Consider the following 15,672-nt stretch of genomic DNA (forward strand, 5'->3'; position numbering starts at 1 on the left):
GCGTTTTGTGCAATTTACCGTCCCTCCTGCCCGGCTACCCTTCGCGCGATACTGCCCATGCCCGGGGAGAACCCCGGATCCCCCGGCCGGAAGAGTCCATGGACGGCATACGTTTCGCCTTCGGCACGCTGACCGTGCTCCCCGTGCGCGTCACCCGCTGGGACCGCGGTGCGGCACGCGCCGGAATGCTGTGCGCGCCCCTGGCCGGCCTGGTCGTGGGTCTGTGCGCGGCGGCCCTCGGCGGCGTGCTGATACTCCTGGGCTCGGGACCGCTGCTCGCCGCCGTGGCCACCGCCGCCGTCCCCGCCGTGCTCACCCGCGGCCTCCATCTGGACGGTCTCGCGGACACCGCGGACGGCCTGGGCAGCGCCAAGCCCGCCGAGGACGCGCTGCGGATCATGAAGCAGTCGGACATCGGCCCGTTCGGGGTCATCACGCTGCTGTTCGTCCTGCTCGCGCAGATCGCGGCGCTGTACGAGCTGTACGGCGCGGGCTGGGCGCACGGCGCGACGGCGGCGGTGGTCTCGGCGGTCGCCGCCCGTCTCGCCCTCACCCTCGCCTGCCGCACGGGCATCCCGGCGGCCCGCCCCGAAGGCCTCGGCGCGGCGGTCGCGGGTGTCGTTCCGGTACGCACCGGACTGGCCGTCACCGCACTGGTCACCGGGGTCTGCGCGGCGGCGGGCGCGGCCTTCGGCGCCTACGGCGTGCTGCACCACGCCCTGGCCGTGCTGGTCGCTCTTGCCGCGGCGGAGCTGCTGCTGCGGCACTGCGTACGCCGCTTCGACGGGGTGACCGGCGACGTGTTCGGCGCGCTGGCCGAGACGGCGGCGACGGCGGCTCTGATCGCGCTCGTACTGGGCCCGTAACCGCTCTGCGATCCCCGCGTACCCAGCTCTGCGGTCCCGCGTGCCTGGCTATGCGGTCCCGCGTGCCCAGCTCCGTGGTCCCGCGTGCCCAGCTCCGTGGTCCCGCGTGCCTAGCAGGGCCTGCGCCACACCCCCAGCTCGTACTTCTTCAGCATCGAGCTGAGCTTCAGGCTGCGGGCGCCGGGGCAGAAGTCCCGGGTCGGCAGCTCGTACTCGACGTGGAAGACGGCCTTGCCCGCGCGGATGAACGGGGTCAGCCGGTCGCACTCGTCGTGCTCCGCGCACTGTTCGTTGACCGCGAAGTCGAAGTCGCCCACCAGCTGCGGGATCTGGTCGAGGTCGTTCTTGAGGCCGACGGCCAGACCGCGGTCGTGGGCGAGGCGGGCGATCAGGCGGTTGTAGCGGAGCTGGTCGGCGGCGGTGACAGCGAAGCCGGTGCGGTTGGCGTACGCGTCCATGTTGTCGGGCTCGACCGCGTCGAAGCCCTTGGCCCGGCACATGTCGATGCGCTCCGCCATCAGGGGCTCGAGGATGTCCGTACGGCGGATGTCGAGCCAGCGTTCGCCGTCCCAGCCGTTGCCGCGGCCGAGGACGGACGCGGGGAACTTCCCGGCGTCGGGGCGGAACTCCTCCCAGGCGCCGGTGGAGAGATAGCAGATGACCTTGCGGCCGCGGCGGTGCAGATCGGTGACGGCGGACTTCGGGTGGTCGAAGCCGTCGATGTCGTAGACGGGGACGTCCACGGTCGGGTCGAGCCTGCCGCTCAGCTGCCACTGCCAGGCGAGGCCGGGCTCCGGCTTCCAGCGCTCGGAAGGCTGCTCGGGCTGCTTCCCGTCGGGTGGCGCGCTACAGCCCGCCACCAGCAGGAGCAGCAGCGCGAGCAGCAGGGGCGCGCGTCTCACCGGATCGGCTCCAGAGCATGCGGGAGAGTGCCCCACGGGTGCACCCCGGCGCCCGGGACGACGCACTGGACCGCGGCGGCCACATGGGCGTCGGGCGGGGCCGCGTACACCAGATGGCAGAACCGCTCGCGCGGGTGTGCGGCCGTCCAGAGCGGGACCGCGAGGGATCCGTAGGCGTCCCAGGGGCCCTCGAAGGTGACCAGCAGGTCGGCGAGTTCGGCATAGGCCGGGTCGGGGTGGACGCCGTGGTTGAGGACCAGGGTGCGGGCGCCGGCCGTGCGGGCCGCGACCGCGAGGCGGCGGTAGTGCGGCAGCGCTTCCGGCTCCGCCGACACCTGGTCGAGGAAGGCCCCGTCCGTGCCGTACCAGTCTCGGTGGCACAGCAGTTCCCGTACGACGGCGGCGTGCGGGCGGCGGCCGTAGTCGGTGTCGGCGTAGCCGAGGACGCGGACCCCGGCCGCGCGCAGCCGCCCCGCGACCACCGCGAAGGCGGGGTCCGGGGCGGCGCCGGGGCCGCTGGCGGGGTTGAGCACCACGCCGTAGAGCCGGTCTGCGGCGGCGAGGAGGGCGTCCCAGGCGTCGGGCCGTTCGGTGGGGTGCTCGTAGTACGGGACCAGCAAGGTTTTCACGGAACGCATCCTCATCCGCGGTGGGCCGTGGCACGGCCCAGGAGAACACAGACGAGCCCGGCCAACAGCGCCGCCGCGACGGCCGCGACGCAGAGTCCCACGAGATGCGCGCTGCCCGCGCCGGTCGCCAGGGCGATCGTCTGGGCGAGGGCCGCGGCACAGCACACCGCGGCCGCGCCGGTCACCGCGCCGAACGACTGGAGCAGCAGCCCGGTCCAGAGCACGGCACCGATGAGCAGCAGCGTGGCCAGCCGCATCCCGCCGAGCGCGGGCGCGTCGGGCCACAGCAGCGTCCCGGCGAGAGCGAGGACGAACAGGACCGCGAGGTATCCGGCGAGACACTCGGCGAGGACGGCCGCGGCGCCCCGCCAGAAGGCACGCGAGGTGGTGCTCGCCCGCAGCCCGGCGAGGCTCTCCCCGCGGAAGCGGTGCAGCAGCCACTCGGCGGGCCCCATGCTGAGCGTGAGCGCGACGGCGGAGGGCGCGGAGACGACGGCGCCGGCGCCGCCGGCGAGGACGTCCCCGAGGGCGGTGTACAGCACGAGCGCCCCGGTCCCGAGCCCGAAGAACCCGTACGGCAGGGATGCGGCGATCCGGGGAGCGGCCCGCGCGTCCCGGCCGGGCGGCCGGGCAGGTCGGCGCTCGTCGCGGTCCCGACGGCCCGACGCCCGGTCGGTGCGGCCCGGTCGGGCGGACGCGTCGCGCCCGGGGATCTGGGCCCGGCCTCCGGTTCCGGCCCGGGCTCCGGCGCCGGCTCGGACTTCCGCGCCGGGTCGGCCTCCCGCTCGGCCTCCCGCGCCGGCTCCGGCTCGGGTTCGGCCGAACGGCCGGGAGAGCCCGCGGCCGAGAGCCGTACCGCTTCCGGCATCAAAGGACGCACCGCCCTGGCGGCCGGCGTGACGGGAGCAGATTGCGCCCTGCGCCGCGCCGTTTCCCCACCCCGCCCCTTCCCGTGGCTGGGGGCCACGCCCCCAGGGCGTAGGGGGAGCCACGAGGTCCGGTGCAGAGCCCCGGCCCGGGCGGCAGGAAAATGAGGCCCTCACGCGACTCAGGAGCGCGGTTCGGGGCTGAGTCCCGACGGGAGCCGCCCGCTTCCACAACGCCGGGATGCCCGTCACCAGCGCGCCCACCGCCAGGCACACCGCGGTCGCCAGCGACGCCAGCAGCAGCCCCGTACGCAGCGGCTCCGCCAGGTCGTACGGAAGTGCCAGCAGCGCCCCCGCCGTCATCGGCAACAGGGCACAGAGCAGCGCCCGTTCGCGGTCCAGGACCAGCAGAACGGTCGCCGCCGACAGATAGAGCGCCTGGGCCACCGCGAACCCCGCCGCGGGCCACTGGCCGGCTCCTGACGACAGCGCCGCCGCTGCCGCCGCCACCGCCGAGCCCAGCAGCGCGCCCGCCGGGGCTCCCACCAGCAGGGAGCGGGCCGCCGCCACGCGGTCGCCGAGGCCGAGCCAGGAGTAGGCGCGGTGGGAGAGCGCCTGGTTCCACACCCATCCCGTCAGCGCGCCCGCGAGCAGCGGGGCCAGGCCCGCCCCCTTCAGCAGCGGCGCCCCCAGTACGTACGCCAGGCCCGGCAGGGCGAAGACGAGGCCGCGCAGCAGACAGCCGGGAAGGCCCACGTGCCAGGGGTCCACGGGCGGGCTGGGGGTCCCCCCGCCGGAGGCAGGGGGCGGCTCCGGGAAGCGGCGCGGGATGCGGGCGTACAGGTCCTCGGCGAGCGCGAAGGAGTCCTCGCGGCCGTAGGTGAGCCGGATGTGGTCGTCCGTCATGCCGTCCGACTCGAGGATCGCGGCGATCTCGTCGGGATGGACGGCAGCGGCGATCAACTCCTCCATCCGTTCGGCGAGTTCCTCCAGCGGATCGGCGGCCGGGCCGCCGCGCGGGCGGGGCAGTACCGGAAGGGTGTCGACCTGCTGTCCGGGCCCCTGCCACAGCGGACCGCTCACCACATCGCCCCTTCGGCGGCCCGGTCCTGGGACCAGGGGTCGGGGAGCGCGGCCGGTAGGAAGCCGGTGTCCGCCTGTTCCGGGAAGCCGGCGAGTTCGAGGTAGATGCGGCGGAAGCCGTCCACCGAGCGGCGCAGGGTGAACCGGTCGACGACGCGCTGCCGCGCCTGCCGGCCCAGCTCCGCGCGCCGCTCCTTGTCGCGCAGCAGCCCCAGCGTCGCCTCCGCGAGCACCGCGGGCTCGCGCGGCGGCACCACCAGGCCCGTGTCGCCGACGGCTTCGCGTACTCCGCCCACATCGGTGGAAACGGTGGGGCGGCCGCAGGACATGGCCTCGATCAGCGAGAAGGGAAACCCTTCGCTGATGCTGGAGAGCAGCACCACGCTCCCCGCCGCGTAGGCGCGCGCCACGTCGCTGACCCGGCCCTCCCAGGCGATGCCGTCCACGACGCCCAGTTCCGCGGCGAGTTTCTCCAGCCGCGTCCGGTACGCCTCGCCGCCCGCCGGCACACCGCCGAACAACCGCAGCCGCACCTCGGGCAGTTCGGCGCGGACCATGGCGTACGCCCGGATCAGCGTCTCCAGGTCCTTGATCGGGTCGATCCGTCCCGCCCAGGAGATCGTCGGCACGTCCGGTTCGGCTCCGGCCTGCGGGAAGGCGTGCGGGTCGACGCCGTTGTAGACGGTACGGATACGGTCCGCGGGCGCCCCGCCCCGCTCTTCCCACCGCCGGTTGTACTGGTTGCAGGGCGTGATGAGATCGGCACGCCGGTAGCCGAGGGTGTTGAGCTCCCGGTAGAAGCCGAGCATCAGCGACTTCACGGGTGCGCGCTGTGCCTCGGCGCGGTATCCGAGATAGCGCTCGCGCAGATAGATGCCGTGTTCGGTGAGCAGGAACGGCACTCCGTCGAAGCGCTGTGCGGTCAGTGCGGGCAGCGTGGCGAGGCCGGCGCTGACGGCGTGCGCGATCGAGTCGTCGGGTATCCGTACCGCCAGCGGCCGCAGCGCGTGTTCCAGCAGGTCGGTGGCGGTCAGCGCGTCGTGCACGGTGGGCCGGGACGCGGATATCTCCAGATGCGGCATGGTCCAGATCCACATCAGGGAGCGCAGTACGGACTCCGAGCGCAGCGCCGTCGACAGCCTTCCCTCGCGCGCGATCTCGGCCAGCGCGAACAGCGCGTCGCCGAAGTCGCAGCCGGCCGACGGGTCGAGCACCGACAGCAGGAAGCGTTCGTAGATGTCGATGAAGCGGCGCCGCTCCCGCCCGAAGAGAGGGCGGCGGCCCTGCACCGGGCCCCAGAGCGGGAAGGCCGTGTGCCGGTAGACGTTGGGCGGCAGTTCCCAGGTGACCGGCTCGCGGCCGCTGCCGGTGAGGGCGACGACCTGGAAGTCGACCTCGGGCATTCCGCGTACGAGCTGGTCGCACCAGGTGGACACGCCCCCGTGGACGTGTGGATAGGTGCCTTCGGTGAGCATGGTGACATGACGCCCGCAGCTCAGCATGGTGTCCCCCCTGGACAGCGGTGGCGGTCGACGGCTCTCGGGCCTCCGGGCCCCGGGCCCCCAGGCCCGGGGCCCAGGGGCCCGTGTCCGTCAGGCCGGGAGCTTGAGAGTGATCGCCGACTGGAGCAGCTCGGGCGAGGTCCAGGCGGACCGCGCTCCCGCATAGGCGGTGCCGAACACGGCGGTGGACAGAAGCAGTTGCTTACGGGTGCCTTCGGGGGCGGTGACCGGTGCACTCACGCCCGACGGGGCCTTTACGGTGACGGTGGTGCCGATGCGGTACGCCGTGACCTTTCCGTCCGCCAGTGCCTTGTTCCAGACGGCGCGGCGCTGGAGTTCCGTACCGGCATCGCGCTGGCGCGGGTTGACGAGCGGGGCGCTGTCGGCGAACAGGGCGCGGTAGTCGGCCAGCACCTTGTCGAGCACCGGGTAGAGGATCCGCTCCTCGGCGAGGTTGGACTGGTGGACGTAGTGCGGGCGGGGATCGTTGGCGATGACATGGCTCAGTGCGGTCCGGGCCTCCTGCGGCACGATGTAGGACGCGTACCCGGTGGCGGTGTCCAGCGGCTCGGCGAGGCAGGTGGAGGCGGGGTTGGTCTCGCAGACTCCACTGCCCCCGTCCGCCGCGGCGGAGTAGAGCCAGTTGTACTCGTCGGTCATCTCGGCGGCCGTGCCGACGTTGTAGTACACGTTCATCGGATGGCGCGGCACGGTCTGGGCGGCACCCACCGGACGCTGCTGCGGCTCGCGGGAGTTGTCGCTGGCGACCCACTTCACACCGTTGTCGGCCAGTGCCCCGGCGAGGTTCGGATTGTCCTGCGGCTGCTGCGGCAGGGTCTTGAGCCCGGAGTGCTCACCGGTCACCAGCTCACTGCGGTCGACCGTGATCCCTTTTCCTACGGCCCAGTTGTGGTTGTCGCGGATCTGCGCGGAGATCTCGGCGCGGCTCATCCACAGGGTCTTTCCGGCCGCGTCCTTGGCGCACTGCCAGGGCACGGTGGAGGTGTCCTGGACACAGCCGAGGAAGGGGTGGGTGTAGGTGTGGTTCACCCAGCGGTACTGCGCCCGGTCGGCCACCAGCCGGTCGGCGAGCGGGTCGGTGCCGCCGTGCTCGGTCTTCCACTCCTCTCCGGCGCCGGCGTTGTGGACCATGTCGAGGGTGAATCCGGCGGTGCGCTGCCACTGGGCGGCGTGGGCCGCGTCCTGGGCGCTCATCCGGATCGGGTTGCTCTCCTCGCCGCCGTCCGTGCAGTCGAAGTCGCCGGGCGTGCAGTTGCGCGCGGTGTCCCAGCGGGCGTCGGGGGCGAAGACGTCGTCGATGTGTACGGAGAAGTAGCTGCGGCTCTGCCCGAGGTGGATGCCCTGGGTGAGCCATTCGACGATGCCGCGGGCCAGCACCCGGAACTGCCGCTGGTACTGGTTGTACGCGAAGGTCACGACCAGTTCGCGGCGCCCGTCGTGGGCGTACTCGCCGACCAGGCTGCCGCGCGCGCCGGAGTCGTCCACCGGCGTGTCGAGATAGCTGGTGAATCCTTCCCTCGGCTTGCCCGCGTAGCCGTAGCTCTCGGCGGTCAGGGAGGAGTTGTCCTCGAAGGCGACGGGTCCGTCCAGATAGCCGAAGGGTCCTGTCCGTCCGGCGGCGGTGACCGCACTCTGCGCGCCGTCCAGCACCCCCGCGTAGCCGCCGTTGTCGACGTACTCGAGGCCGACGCCCGGATGGGACCAGGTGTAGGCGTCGACCTGGCGGATACCGAAGGTCGTCTCGTACGCGAAGAGCGCGGCGTTCTCCGCGGCGCCGGCGGTCGAGTCCGCGCCGAAGGGGTCCTCGTCGGGGACCACCACGCCCTGGTACTTGGCGCGCGGCCGGCCGCTCACCGTGTCGCTGAGGAACGCGGCGTTGATCACCGGCCGGCCCGGGTCGTCCAGGTCCACCGTCCGGTACGGCACCCCGGTGTCCTTGAGCTCCGCGACGATCGCGCCGACCGCGCCGCCTCCGTCGTCGATGACCAGCACCGTCAGATCGATGCGCGGCTCCGGAGCCGCGGCCACCGCTGCCGATGCCGGGACGGCCGTCGCCAGCAGGCCGGCCGCCAGGAGTGCCGCGGCGGCTCTGCCCGCCCGTGGTCCGTGTTGATGAAACCCCATGAACTTCCCCCCTCGCGCGGGTCCTCGGCTGCGAAAAATGCGGAGGACCTGTGGAGATGATGCAAAGGAGCCCCGCGCTCCCTTGCCTGAATGAGGCGAGTGTGACTGAGGTCTCGTCGCCCATGAGCCAAACGCGAAGAGACGCCACGGATGAGTGAACTGCCGCCGCCGTGAGCGAAACATGTGACCGCGCGTAGGCTCTTGCTCGGCGTGGGATGCCGATCCATCCCCTTCTACGGCCCTTACGGCCCCTGCGACTCAACGGAAGCGAGATTTCACCACCGTGACTGCTCTCACTCTCAGCACTGCCGGCGCGGCGACGCTGCGCGCCGACGCCCTCGTGGTCGGCGTCGCGAAGGGCGCCAAGGGGCCGGTCGTCGCGCCGGGCGCCGAGGCCGTGGACAAGGCGTTCGACGGAAAGCTCGCCTCCGTCCTGGAGACCCTCGGCGCCACCGGTGCCGAGGGCGAGGTGACCAAGCTCCCCGCGCCGTCCGGCCTCAAGGCTCCCGTCGTCATCGCGGTCGGGCTCGGCCGGGTCCCGGAGGAGGACGAGGCGTACGCCGCCGAGTCGCTGCGCCGCGCCGCGGGCGCCGCCGCCCGTGCGCTGAGCGGTGCGAAGAAGGCCGCGTTCGCCCTGCCGGTCGAGGCGGTCGAGGACGCGGAGGCCATCGCGGAGGGCGCACTGCTGGGTGCGTACGCCTTCACCGCCTACCAGGGCGGCGAGAAGGACGCCAAGGGCGCGCGGAACGGCGCAAGGCAGCCGCTCGCCGAGGTCGCCCTGCTCGGCGCGAAGCCGCGCGACAAGGCGTACAAGGCCGCGGCCGAGCGCGCGATCGCGCTGACCGAGGAGATCAACCGCGCCCGCGACCTGGTCAACACCCCGCCGAACGACCTCTACCCCGAGTCCTTCGCCGCCGTGGCCACCGCCGCCGGCAAGGAGCACGGCATCAAGGTGCAGGTTCTCGACGAGAAGGCGCTGGCCAAGGGCGGCTACGGCGGCATCCTCGGCGTCGGCCAGGGCTCGCAGAACGCGCCCCGCCTGGTGAAGCTCACCTACACGCACCCCAAGGCGGCCAAGACCCTCGCGCTGGTCGGCAAGGGCATCACCTACGACTCGGGCGGCATCTCCCTGAAGCCCGCCGGCCACAACGAGACGATGAAGTGCGACATGAGCGGCGCCGCCGCCGTGTTCGCCGCCGTCGTCGCGGCCGCGCGCCTGAGCCTCGAGGTGAACATCACCGGCTGGCTGGCACTCGCCGAGAACATGCCGTCCGGGTCGGCCACCCGCCCCGGCGACGTACTGCGCATGTACAGCGGCAAGACGGTCGAGGTGCTCAACACCGACGCCGAGGGCCGCCTGGTCCTGGCCGACGCGATCACCAGGGCGTCCGAGGAGAACCCGGACGCGATCATCGATGTGGCGACCCTGACCGGCGCGATGGTGATGGCGCTGGGCAACCGCACCTTCGGCATCATGGCGAACGACGACGCGTTCCGTACCTCCGTCCACGAGATCGCGGAGGAGGTCGGCGAGCAGTCCTGGCCGATGCCGCTCCCGTCCGATCTGCGCAAGGGCATGGACTCCCCGACCGCCGACATGGCCAACATGGGCGAGCGGATGGGCGGCGGCCTGGTGGCCGGTCTGTTCCTGCAGGAATTCGTGGGTGAGGGCATCACCTGGGCGCACCTGGACATCGCGGGCCCGGCCTTCCACGAGGGGGCGCCGTTCGGCTACACCCCCAAGGGCGGTACCGGCTCCGCGGTCCGCACCCTGGTCAAGCTCGCCGAGCGCACCGCCGCCGGCGACCTGGGCTGATCCTGGGTCTGTTACCTGGGCCGGTCATCCGGGCCGGTCCTGGGCCGGTTACCTGGGCCGAGTCACCGCCGTGCCTACGGCCCCGGGCATAAGTCCGGGGCCGTAGGTGTTGTCGGCTTGCTAGTTTCACCTTCGACGAAATCCGTACGTCAGTACGGGCGAGTAACACCCGGAGGCGGTCGATCGGACGCCTCAGACCCCGGCCCCGCGTCCCGCCTCCCGTCAACAAGTGCGAAGATGGGTTCTCGGCAGGACAGGGCCCCCACCACAGGGCCGAAGAAACAGCGGCCGAATACCAGCCGCCGCCCGGTCACAGAGGACCGGCGCCCGGCGCACATGCATGGAGGACGTGACGTGGCGAACGACGCCAGCACCGTTTTCGACCTAGTGATCCTCGGCGGTGGTAGCGGCGGTTACGCTGCGGCGCTGCGCGGAGCTCAGCTTGGTCTGGACGTCGCCCTGATCGAGAAGAACAAGCTCGGCGGCACCTGCCTGCACAACGGCTGTATCCCCACGAAGGCTCTGCTGCATGCCGGCGAGATCGCCGACCAGGCGCGTGAGGCCTCCCAGTTCGGTGTCAAGACCTCTTTCGAGGGCATCGACATGGCGGGCGTCCACAAGTACAAGGACGACGTCATCTCGGGCCTGTACAAGGGTCTGCAGGGTCTGGTCGCCTCCCGCAAGGTGACCTACATCGAGGGTGAGGGCCGGCTGTCCTCCCCCACCTCCGTCGACGTCAACGGTCGCCGTGTGCAGGGCCGCCACGTTCTCCTCGCCACCGGCTCCGTACCGAAGTCGCTGCCGGGCCTGGAGATCGACGGCAACCGCATCATCTCCTCGGACCACGCGCTGGTCCTGGACCGCGTCCCGCAGTCCGCGATCGTGCTGGGCGGCGGCGTCATCGGCGTCGAGTTCGCCTCCGCGTGGAAGTCTTTCGGCTCCGACATCACCGTCATCGAGGGCCTGAAGCACCTCGTCCCGGTCGAGGACGAGAGCAGCTCGAAGCTTCTTGAGCGCGCGTTCCGCAAGCGCGGCATCAAGTTCAACCTGGGAACCTTCTTCGAGAAGGCCGAGTACACCCAGGACGGCGTCCGCGTCACCCTCGCCGACGGCAAGACCTTCGACGCCGAGGTGCTGCTGGTCGCGGTCGGCCGCGGCCCGGTCTCCGCCGGTCTGGGCTACGAGGAGCAGGGCGTCGCGATGGACCGCGGCTATGTCCTGGTCGACGAGTACATGCAGACCAACGTCCCCACCATCTCCGCGGTCGGCGACCTCGTCCCGACCCTCCAGCTCGCGCACGTCGGCTTCGCCGAGGGCATCCTGGTGGCGGAGCGCCTGGCCGGTCTGAAGAGCGTTCCGATCGACTACGACGGTGTGCCGCGGGTGACGTACTGCCACCCCGAGGTCGCCTCCGTCGGCATCACCGAGGCCAAGGCCAAGGAGATCTACGGTGCGGACAAGGTCGTCGCACTGAAGTACAACCTCGCGGGCAACGGCAAGAGCAAGATCCTCAAGACCGCGGGCGAGATCAAGCTCGTCCAGGTCAAGGACGGCGCCGTGGTCGGCGTCCACATGGTCGGTGACCGTATGGGCGAGCAGGTCGGCGAGGCTCAGCTGATCTACAACTGGGAGGCTCTGCCGGCCGAGGTCGCGCAGCTCATCCACGCGCACCCGACGCAGAGCGAGGCGCTCGGCGAGGCCCACCTGGCCCTGGCCGGCAAGCCCCTGCACTCCCACGACTAGCAAGTCCCGGGCGCGACGACCACTTCCGCACATTCGTAAGGAGCAACTGAAACCATGCCGGTTTCCGTAACCCTTCCGGCGCTCGGCGAGAGCGTCACCGAGGGCACTGTCACCCGCTGGCTGAAGGCCGAGGGAGAGCGCGTCGAGGCCGACGAGCCGCTGCTCGAGGTGTCGACCGACAAGGTCGACACCGAGATCCCCGCCCCGGCTTCCGGCATCCTCGCGTCCATCAAGGTCGCCGAGGACGAGACCGTTGAGGTCGGCGCCGAGCTGGCCGTCATCGACGACGGCAGCGGCGCGCCTGCTGCCGCCCCGGCCCCGGCTGCTGCCGAGGCTCCGGCGGCCGAGGCCCCCGAGGCCCCCGCCGCTCCGGCTCCGGCCGCCGAGGCACCCGCCGCACCCGAGGCCCCGGCCGCTCCGGCGCCCGCTGCCGCCCCGGCCGGCGGTGCCACCGGCACCGACGTCGTCCTCCCCGCGCTCGGCGAGAGCGTCACCGAGGGCACCGTCACCCGCTGGCTCAAGGAGGTCGGCGAGTCGGTCGAGGCCGACGAGCCGCTGCTCGAGGTCTCCACGGACAAGGTCGACACCGAGATCCCTGCCCCGGCTTCCGGTGTGCTGCTGGAGATCGTGGTCGCCGAGGACGAGACCGCCGAGGTCGGCGCCAAGCTGGCCGTGATCGGCGCCCCGGGTGCTGCCCCGGCGGCCGCTCCCGCGCCTGCCGCTCCGGCTCCCGCCGCTGCTCCGGCCCCGGCTCCGGCTCCGGCTGCCCCCGTGGCTCCCGCTGCCCCGGCCGCGCCTGCCGCTCCGGCTCCCGCCGCTGCTCCGGCCCCGGCTCCGGCTCCGGTCCAGGCCGCCCCCGCGGCTGCCGCTCCGGCTCCGGCCGCCCCGGCCGCCCCCGCCCCGTCGGCTCCGGCCGCGCCCGCCGCGCCTTCTGGTGACGACGGCGCGTACGTGACCCCGCTGGTCCGCAAGCTCGCCGCCGAGAACGGCGTCGACCTGGGCGCGGTCAAGGGCACCGGCGTCGGTGGCCGTATCCGCAAGCAGGACGTCATCGCCGCCGCGGAGGCCGCCAGGGCCGCCGCCCCGGCTCCGGCCGCTGCCGCCCCGGCGGCTCCGTCGAAGGCCCCGGCCCTCGAGGTGTCCCCGCTGCGCGGTCAGACGGTCAAGATGACCCGCATGCGCAAGGTCATCGGCGACAACATGATGAAGGCGCTGCACTCGCAGGCCCAGCTGACCTCGGTCGTCGAGGTCGACATCACCAAGCTGATGAAGCTGCGCAACCAGGCGAAGGACGCGTTCGCCGCCCGTGAGGGCGTCAAGCTGTCCCCGATGCCGTTCTTCGTCAAGGCCGCGGCCCAGGCGCTGAAGGCCTACCCGGTCGTCAACGCCCGGATCAACGAGGACGAGGGCACGATCACCTACTTCGACACCGAGAACATCGGTATCGCGGTGGACTCCGAGAAGGGTCTGATGACCCCGGTCATCAAGGGAGCGGGCGACCTCAACCTCGCCGGCATCTCGAAGAAGACCGCGGAGCTGGCGGGCAAGGTCCGCAATAACAAGATCACCCCGGACGAGCTGTCCGGTGCGACCTTCACGATCAGCAACACCGGCTCGCGCGGTGCGCTGTTCGACACGGTCATCGTGCCGCCGAACCAGGTCGCGATCCTGGGCATCGGCGCCACCGTCAAGCGTCCGGCGGTCATCGAGACCGCCGAGGGCACCGTCATCGGCGTCCGCGACATGACGTACCTGGCGCTCTCCTACGACCACCGTCTGGTGGACGGCGCCGACGCGGCCCGCTACCTGACGGCCGTCAAGGCGATCCTGGAGGCCGGCGAGTTCGAGGTCGAGCTCGGCCTGTAAGGCACCAGCAAGCACGACGGCGCCCCCGCCTGGAGAAATCCGGGCGGGGGCGCCGTCGTCGGTTCCGGCGGGTGGTGGCGCCGACCGAGGTGATACGGCCGGGCGCCCGCGATCACAGTCGCGACGGCCGTCGCCACCGCGCGTGCGGTCGTCATTCGCCTCGCCAGATGTTGTCGAAGGCCGCCTTCTCGATGGACCGCCGTTGCCGTTCGGCCTCCAGTTCCGTCAACGCGTCATTGACGGCGGCGAGCACGGTCGACACCGCGTCATCGTCCACGCCCGGGAAGTCTCCAGTCCGCTCGTCGCGGATCCGGAGGGCCGCCGCAAGGGCGGCGAGGATGGGATCGTCCGATGCCCAGCGGTTCGTCGCCCGGCGGCGAGCGGGCGAATCGACCAGCACCGTCCGACCGGTCCGGAAGAGCCCCCAGGGGCGGCGGGGTTGCCGAGTGAACTGGCCCTCTCCCTCAAGGACGGTCAGATAGGCCGCGGACAGGCCACGGCCTCTGCGCCACAGCCAGTCGCCGACCGACTCGTACGGCGCTTCCCGGGCAAGCTGCGATACGGCCTCGTCCAACAGGGGATCAGCCATTGCCGGCGCGTGGGCCGGCACGATGCGATCGCCGTCCAGTCCGATGGCTTCGGCACCGAGGAGGTCGATCAACTCGGCCCCCGCGAGCGCCAGCGACATGTTGCCCGGCTCCACAGGGCGAGTGGAGGCCATGTCCGTGGCAACGATCAACAGGTCCCGCGGTGTGGTCATGAACGGCTCCACGTCAGGGGCATCAGTGGCGATGCGTCGCCAAGCTGCCGGCGACGTGACCCGGGCGGCAAGGTCGGCTGCCGCTGTCGGTGGCCGCCGCGATCGCTGCACGGGTTTGCTGCGCGTAGCCGGCGACCATGAATTCCCGCCCGACACCCCCGGCCGGGATCAGGTCACCGATCGGCCGGTGCGCAGGGACAGGGGCCCGCCGACAAGGGTTTTCGTATACGAGTCTACGGAGCGCGGACGGCAGCTGCATCCCACGCCGAGAGCCGCTGAGAGTGGTCGCCCGCCCCGGGGACCCCGTCCAGAAGCTGCGCCACATGTCGGCCTGCGGACGTCTCGTCGCCGCCTCGAACAACCCGCTGTACGCGCCCGAGCAAAGGCCCCGCTCCCCCAACTGCTCCTGCGACAGTCCCGCTTCCTCCCGCAGGCTCCGCAGCTCCGCCCCGTAGAACGACCGCGGTGACGTGCAGGGGCCCAGATCCTTGGCAGCGGGCATGGCCGACTCCCTTCCGGCGCGCAACAGTTGGCGGTGCGATCCGCTCACAGATCGTAGCGGCGCGCGATCACCCCATGTGCATGAACAGTGACAATCGGCCCGCGAAGGGATCATCGAGGTTCCTCTCCGGTAACCTCGGCCTCGGCCATCCCGTGAGGAGCTTTCATGTCCGTCCCCGTCGTCCACTCGCTGCGCGACCAGATCCGCGAGCACATCGTGGAGGGGATTGTGAGTGGCCGCTGGAAGCCGGGTGAGCGCATCGTCGAGCGGCGGATCGCCACCGAGCTCGAGGTCTCCCAGACGCCGGTGCGCGAGGCGCTGCGCGAGCTGGAGAGTCTGCGCCTGATCGAGTCCGCACCCAACAAGGGCGTACGGGTACGCAGTCTCACCGCGGCCGACCTGGAGGAGAGCTACCCGGTGCGGGCCGGCCTCGAGCAGATCGCCGCGGAGCTGGCCGCGGACCGGCTGGCTGAGGACTGCTCGGCGCTGGAGCCGCATGTCTCGGCGCTGTACGAAGCGGACCGGGCGGGCGACTCGGCGGCGCAGGTGCGGCACACGGTGGGCTTCCACCGGGAGCTGGTGCGGGCCGCCTCGAACGGGGTACTGCTGCACACCTGGGAGGGCCTCGGTATCGAGGTGTTCACTGCCCTGTCGATCCGCTGGCTCGGCACGGTGCAGAAGTCGTACGCCGAGGAGCACCAGGACCTGGTGGAGGCGTTCCGCCGCCGCGACCCGGACATCGGCTCCCTGGTCAAGGCCCATGTCCTGGGCTGCGCCCCGCGCGCCTGACCCGCTGACCTGCCCGACACACGCGATGCATGCGATGCATGCGACACAGGCGATGCATGCGATGCACCTGACGGACTCGGCCACCCGACCGCCCCGCCGACCGGCCCCCTGACCTGCGCACCTGATCCGCCTGACCGCACGGCGGGGTTGACGCACGGGTGATACGTGGTGCGCTCGTGCGTGCGGCCGTGCGCCCCGTATGC

At 72.0% G+C, this 15,672-nt stretch carries 12 protein-coding genes; 5 read left to right on the plus strand and 7 right to left on the minus strand.

What is annotated here, in order from left to right; all coding sequences use genetic code 11:
- Positions 1–98: 98 nt before the first annotated feature.
- Positions 99–866 (plus strand): adenosylcobinamide-GDP ribazoletransferase, encoded by a 768-nt coding sequence (locus OG883_RS22255; protein ID WP_266543563.1) that lies wholly within the window; start codon positions 99–101, stop codon positions 864–866.
- 110 nt (positions 867–976) lie between these two features.
- Here the strand turns inward: OG883_RS22255 and OG883_RS22260 are convergent, their stop codons facing one another.
- The 5 genes from OG883_RS22260 to OG883_RS22280 form a co-directional block, all read right to left on the minus strand.
- Entirely contained in the window at positions 977–1,768 is a 792-nt protein-coding gene (locus OG883_RS22260; protein ID WP_266543566.1) for an endo alpha-1,4 polygalactosaminidase, read from the minus strand.
- Positions 1,765–2,406 (minus strand): spherulation-specific family 4 protein, encoded by a 642-nt coding sequence (locus OG883_RS22265; protein ID WP_266543568.1) that lies wholly within the window; start codon positions 2,404–2,406, stop codon positions 1,765–1,767. The genes OG883_RS22260 and OG883_RS22265 overlap by 4 nt, the downstream gene beginning before the upstream one ends.
- A gap of 2 nt (positions 2,407–2,408) precedes the next feature.
- Positions 2,409–4,346, minus strand: a complete 1,938-nt coding sequence (locus tag OG883_RS22270) for a hypothetical protein (protein ID WP_266543571.1) — start codon at positions 4,344–4,346, stop codon at positions 2,409–2,411.
- The gene (gene pelF, locus OG883_RS22275; protein ID WP_266543573.1) at positions 4,343–5,848 is read right to left on the minus strand and encodes a GT4 family glycosyltransferase PelF; all 1,506 of its coding nucleotides are present in this window, start codon (positions 5,846–5,848) and stop codon (positions 4,343–4,345) included. Before pelF ends, OG883_RS22270 begins: the two co-directional genes overlap by 4 nt.
- 90 nt (positions 5,849–5,938) lie before the next feature.
- Positions 5,939–7,993, minus strand: coding sequence for a hypothetical protein (locus tag OG883_RS22280; RefSeq protein ID WP_266543576.1), 2,055 nt, complete (start codon positions 7,991–7,993; stop codon positions 5,939–5,941).
- Positions 7,994–8,276: 283 nt separating this feature from the next.
- On the opposite strand from OG883_RS22280, the gene OG883_RS22285 reads away from it, so the two are divergent.
- The 3 genes from OG883_RS22285 to sucB all read left to right on the plus strand — a co-directional run bounded on the left by OG883_RS22285 (position 8,277) and on the right by sucB (position 13,418).
- Complete coding sequence (locus OG883_RS22285) at positions 8,277–9,809, plus strand: leucyl aminopeptidase (RefSeq protein WP_266543579.1); 1,533 nt, start codon at positions 8,277–8,279, stop codon at positions 9,807–9,809.
- 354 nt (positions 9,810–10,163) lie between these two features.
- Positions 10,164–11,552 carry a dihydrolipoyl dehydrogenase gene (gene lpdA, locus OG883_RS22290; RefSeq protein WP_266543582.1) on the plus strand — a complete coding sequence of 463 codons (1,389 nt, stop codon included), beginning with the start codon at positions 10,164–10,166 and terminating at the stop codon, positions 11,550–11,552.
- Positions 11,553–11,606: 54 nt separating this feature from the next.
- Complete coding sequence (gene sucB / locus OG883_RS22295; RefSeq protein WP_266543585.1) at positions 11,607–13,418, plus strand: 2-oxoglutarate dehydrogenase, E2 component, dihydrolipoamide succinyltransferase; 1,812 nt, start codon at positions 11,607–11,609, stop codon at positions 13,416–13,418.
- Between the two features lie 151 nt (positions 13,419–13,569).
- Here sucB and OG883_RS22300 read toward each other — a convergent pair whose 3' ends face one another.
- Entirely contained in the window at positions 13,570–14,178 is a 609-nt protein-coding gene (locus OG883_RS22300) for a GPP34 family phosphoprotein (RefSeq protein WP_266543588.1), read from the minus strand.
- A 22-nt stretch (positions 14,179–14,200) separates the two neighbouring features.
- Complete coding sequence (locus tag OG883_RS46825) at positions 14,201–14,794, minus strand: helix-turn-helix transcriptional regulator (RefSeq protein ID WP_323180949.1); 594 nt, start codon at positions 14,792–14,794, stop codon at positions 14,201–14,203.
- Positions 14,795–14,845: 51 nt separating this feature from the next.
- On the opposite strand from OG883_RS46825, the gene OG883_RS22305 reads away from it, so the two are divergent.
- Entirely contained in the window at positions 14,846–15,469 is a 624-nt protein-coding gene (locus tag OG883_RS22305) for a GntR family transcriptional regulator (protein WP_266543591.1), read from the plus strand.
- Positions 15,470–15,672 lie beyond the last annotated feature (203 nt).

Source organism: Streptomyces sp. NBC_01142, assembly GCF_026341125.1.
Classification (GTDB): domain Bacteria; phylum Actinomycetota; class Actinomycetes; order Streptomycetales; family Streptomycetaceae; genus Streptomyces.

Coding starts and splice junctions, on each gene's coding strand:
- OG883_RS22305 (WP_266543591.1), top strand. CDS start 14,846: ATGTCCGTCCCCGTCGTCCACTCGCTGCGCGACCAGATCCGCGAGCAC.
- OG883_RS22255 (WP_266543563.1), top strand. CDS start 99: ATGGACGGCATACGTTTCGCCTTCGGCACGCTGACCGTGCTCCCCGTG.
- OG883_RS22300 (WP_266543588.1), bottom strand. CDS start 14,178: ATGACCACACCGCGGGACCTGTTGATCGTTGCCACGGACATGGCCTCC.
- OG883_RS46825 (WP_323180949.1), bottom strand. CDS start 14,794: ATGATCCCTTCGCGGGCCGATTGTCACTGTTCATGCACATGGGGTGAT.
- pelF (WP_266543573.1), bottom strand. CDS start 5,848: ATGCTGAGCTGCGGGCGTCATGTCACCATGCTCACCGAAGGCACCTAT.
- sucB (WP_266543585.1), top strand. CDS start 11,607: ATGCCGGTTTCCGTAACCCTTCCGGCGCTCGGCGAGAGCGTCACCGAG.
- OG883_RS22265 (WP_266543568.1), bottom strand. CDS start 2,406: ATGCGTTCCGTGAAAACCTTGCTGGTCCCGTACTACGAGCACCCCACC.
- OG883_RS22280 (WP_266543576.1), bottom strand. CDS start 7,993: ATGGGGTTTCATCAACACGGACCACGGGCGGGCAGAGCCGCCGCGGCA.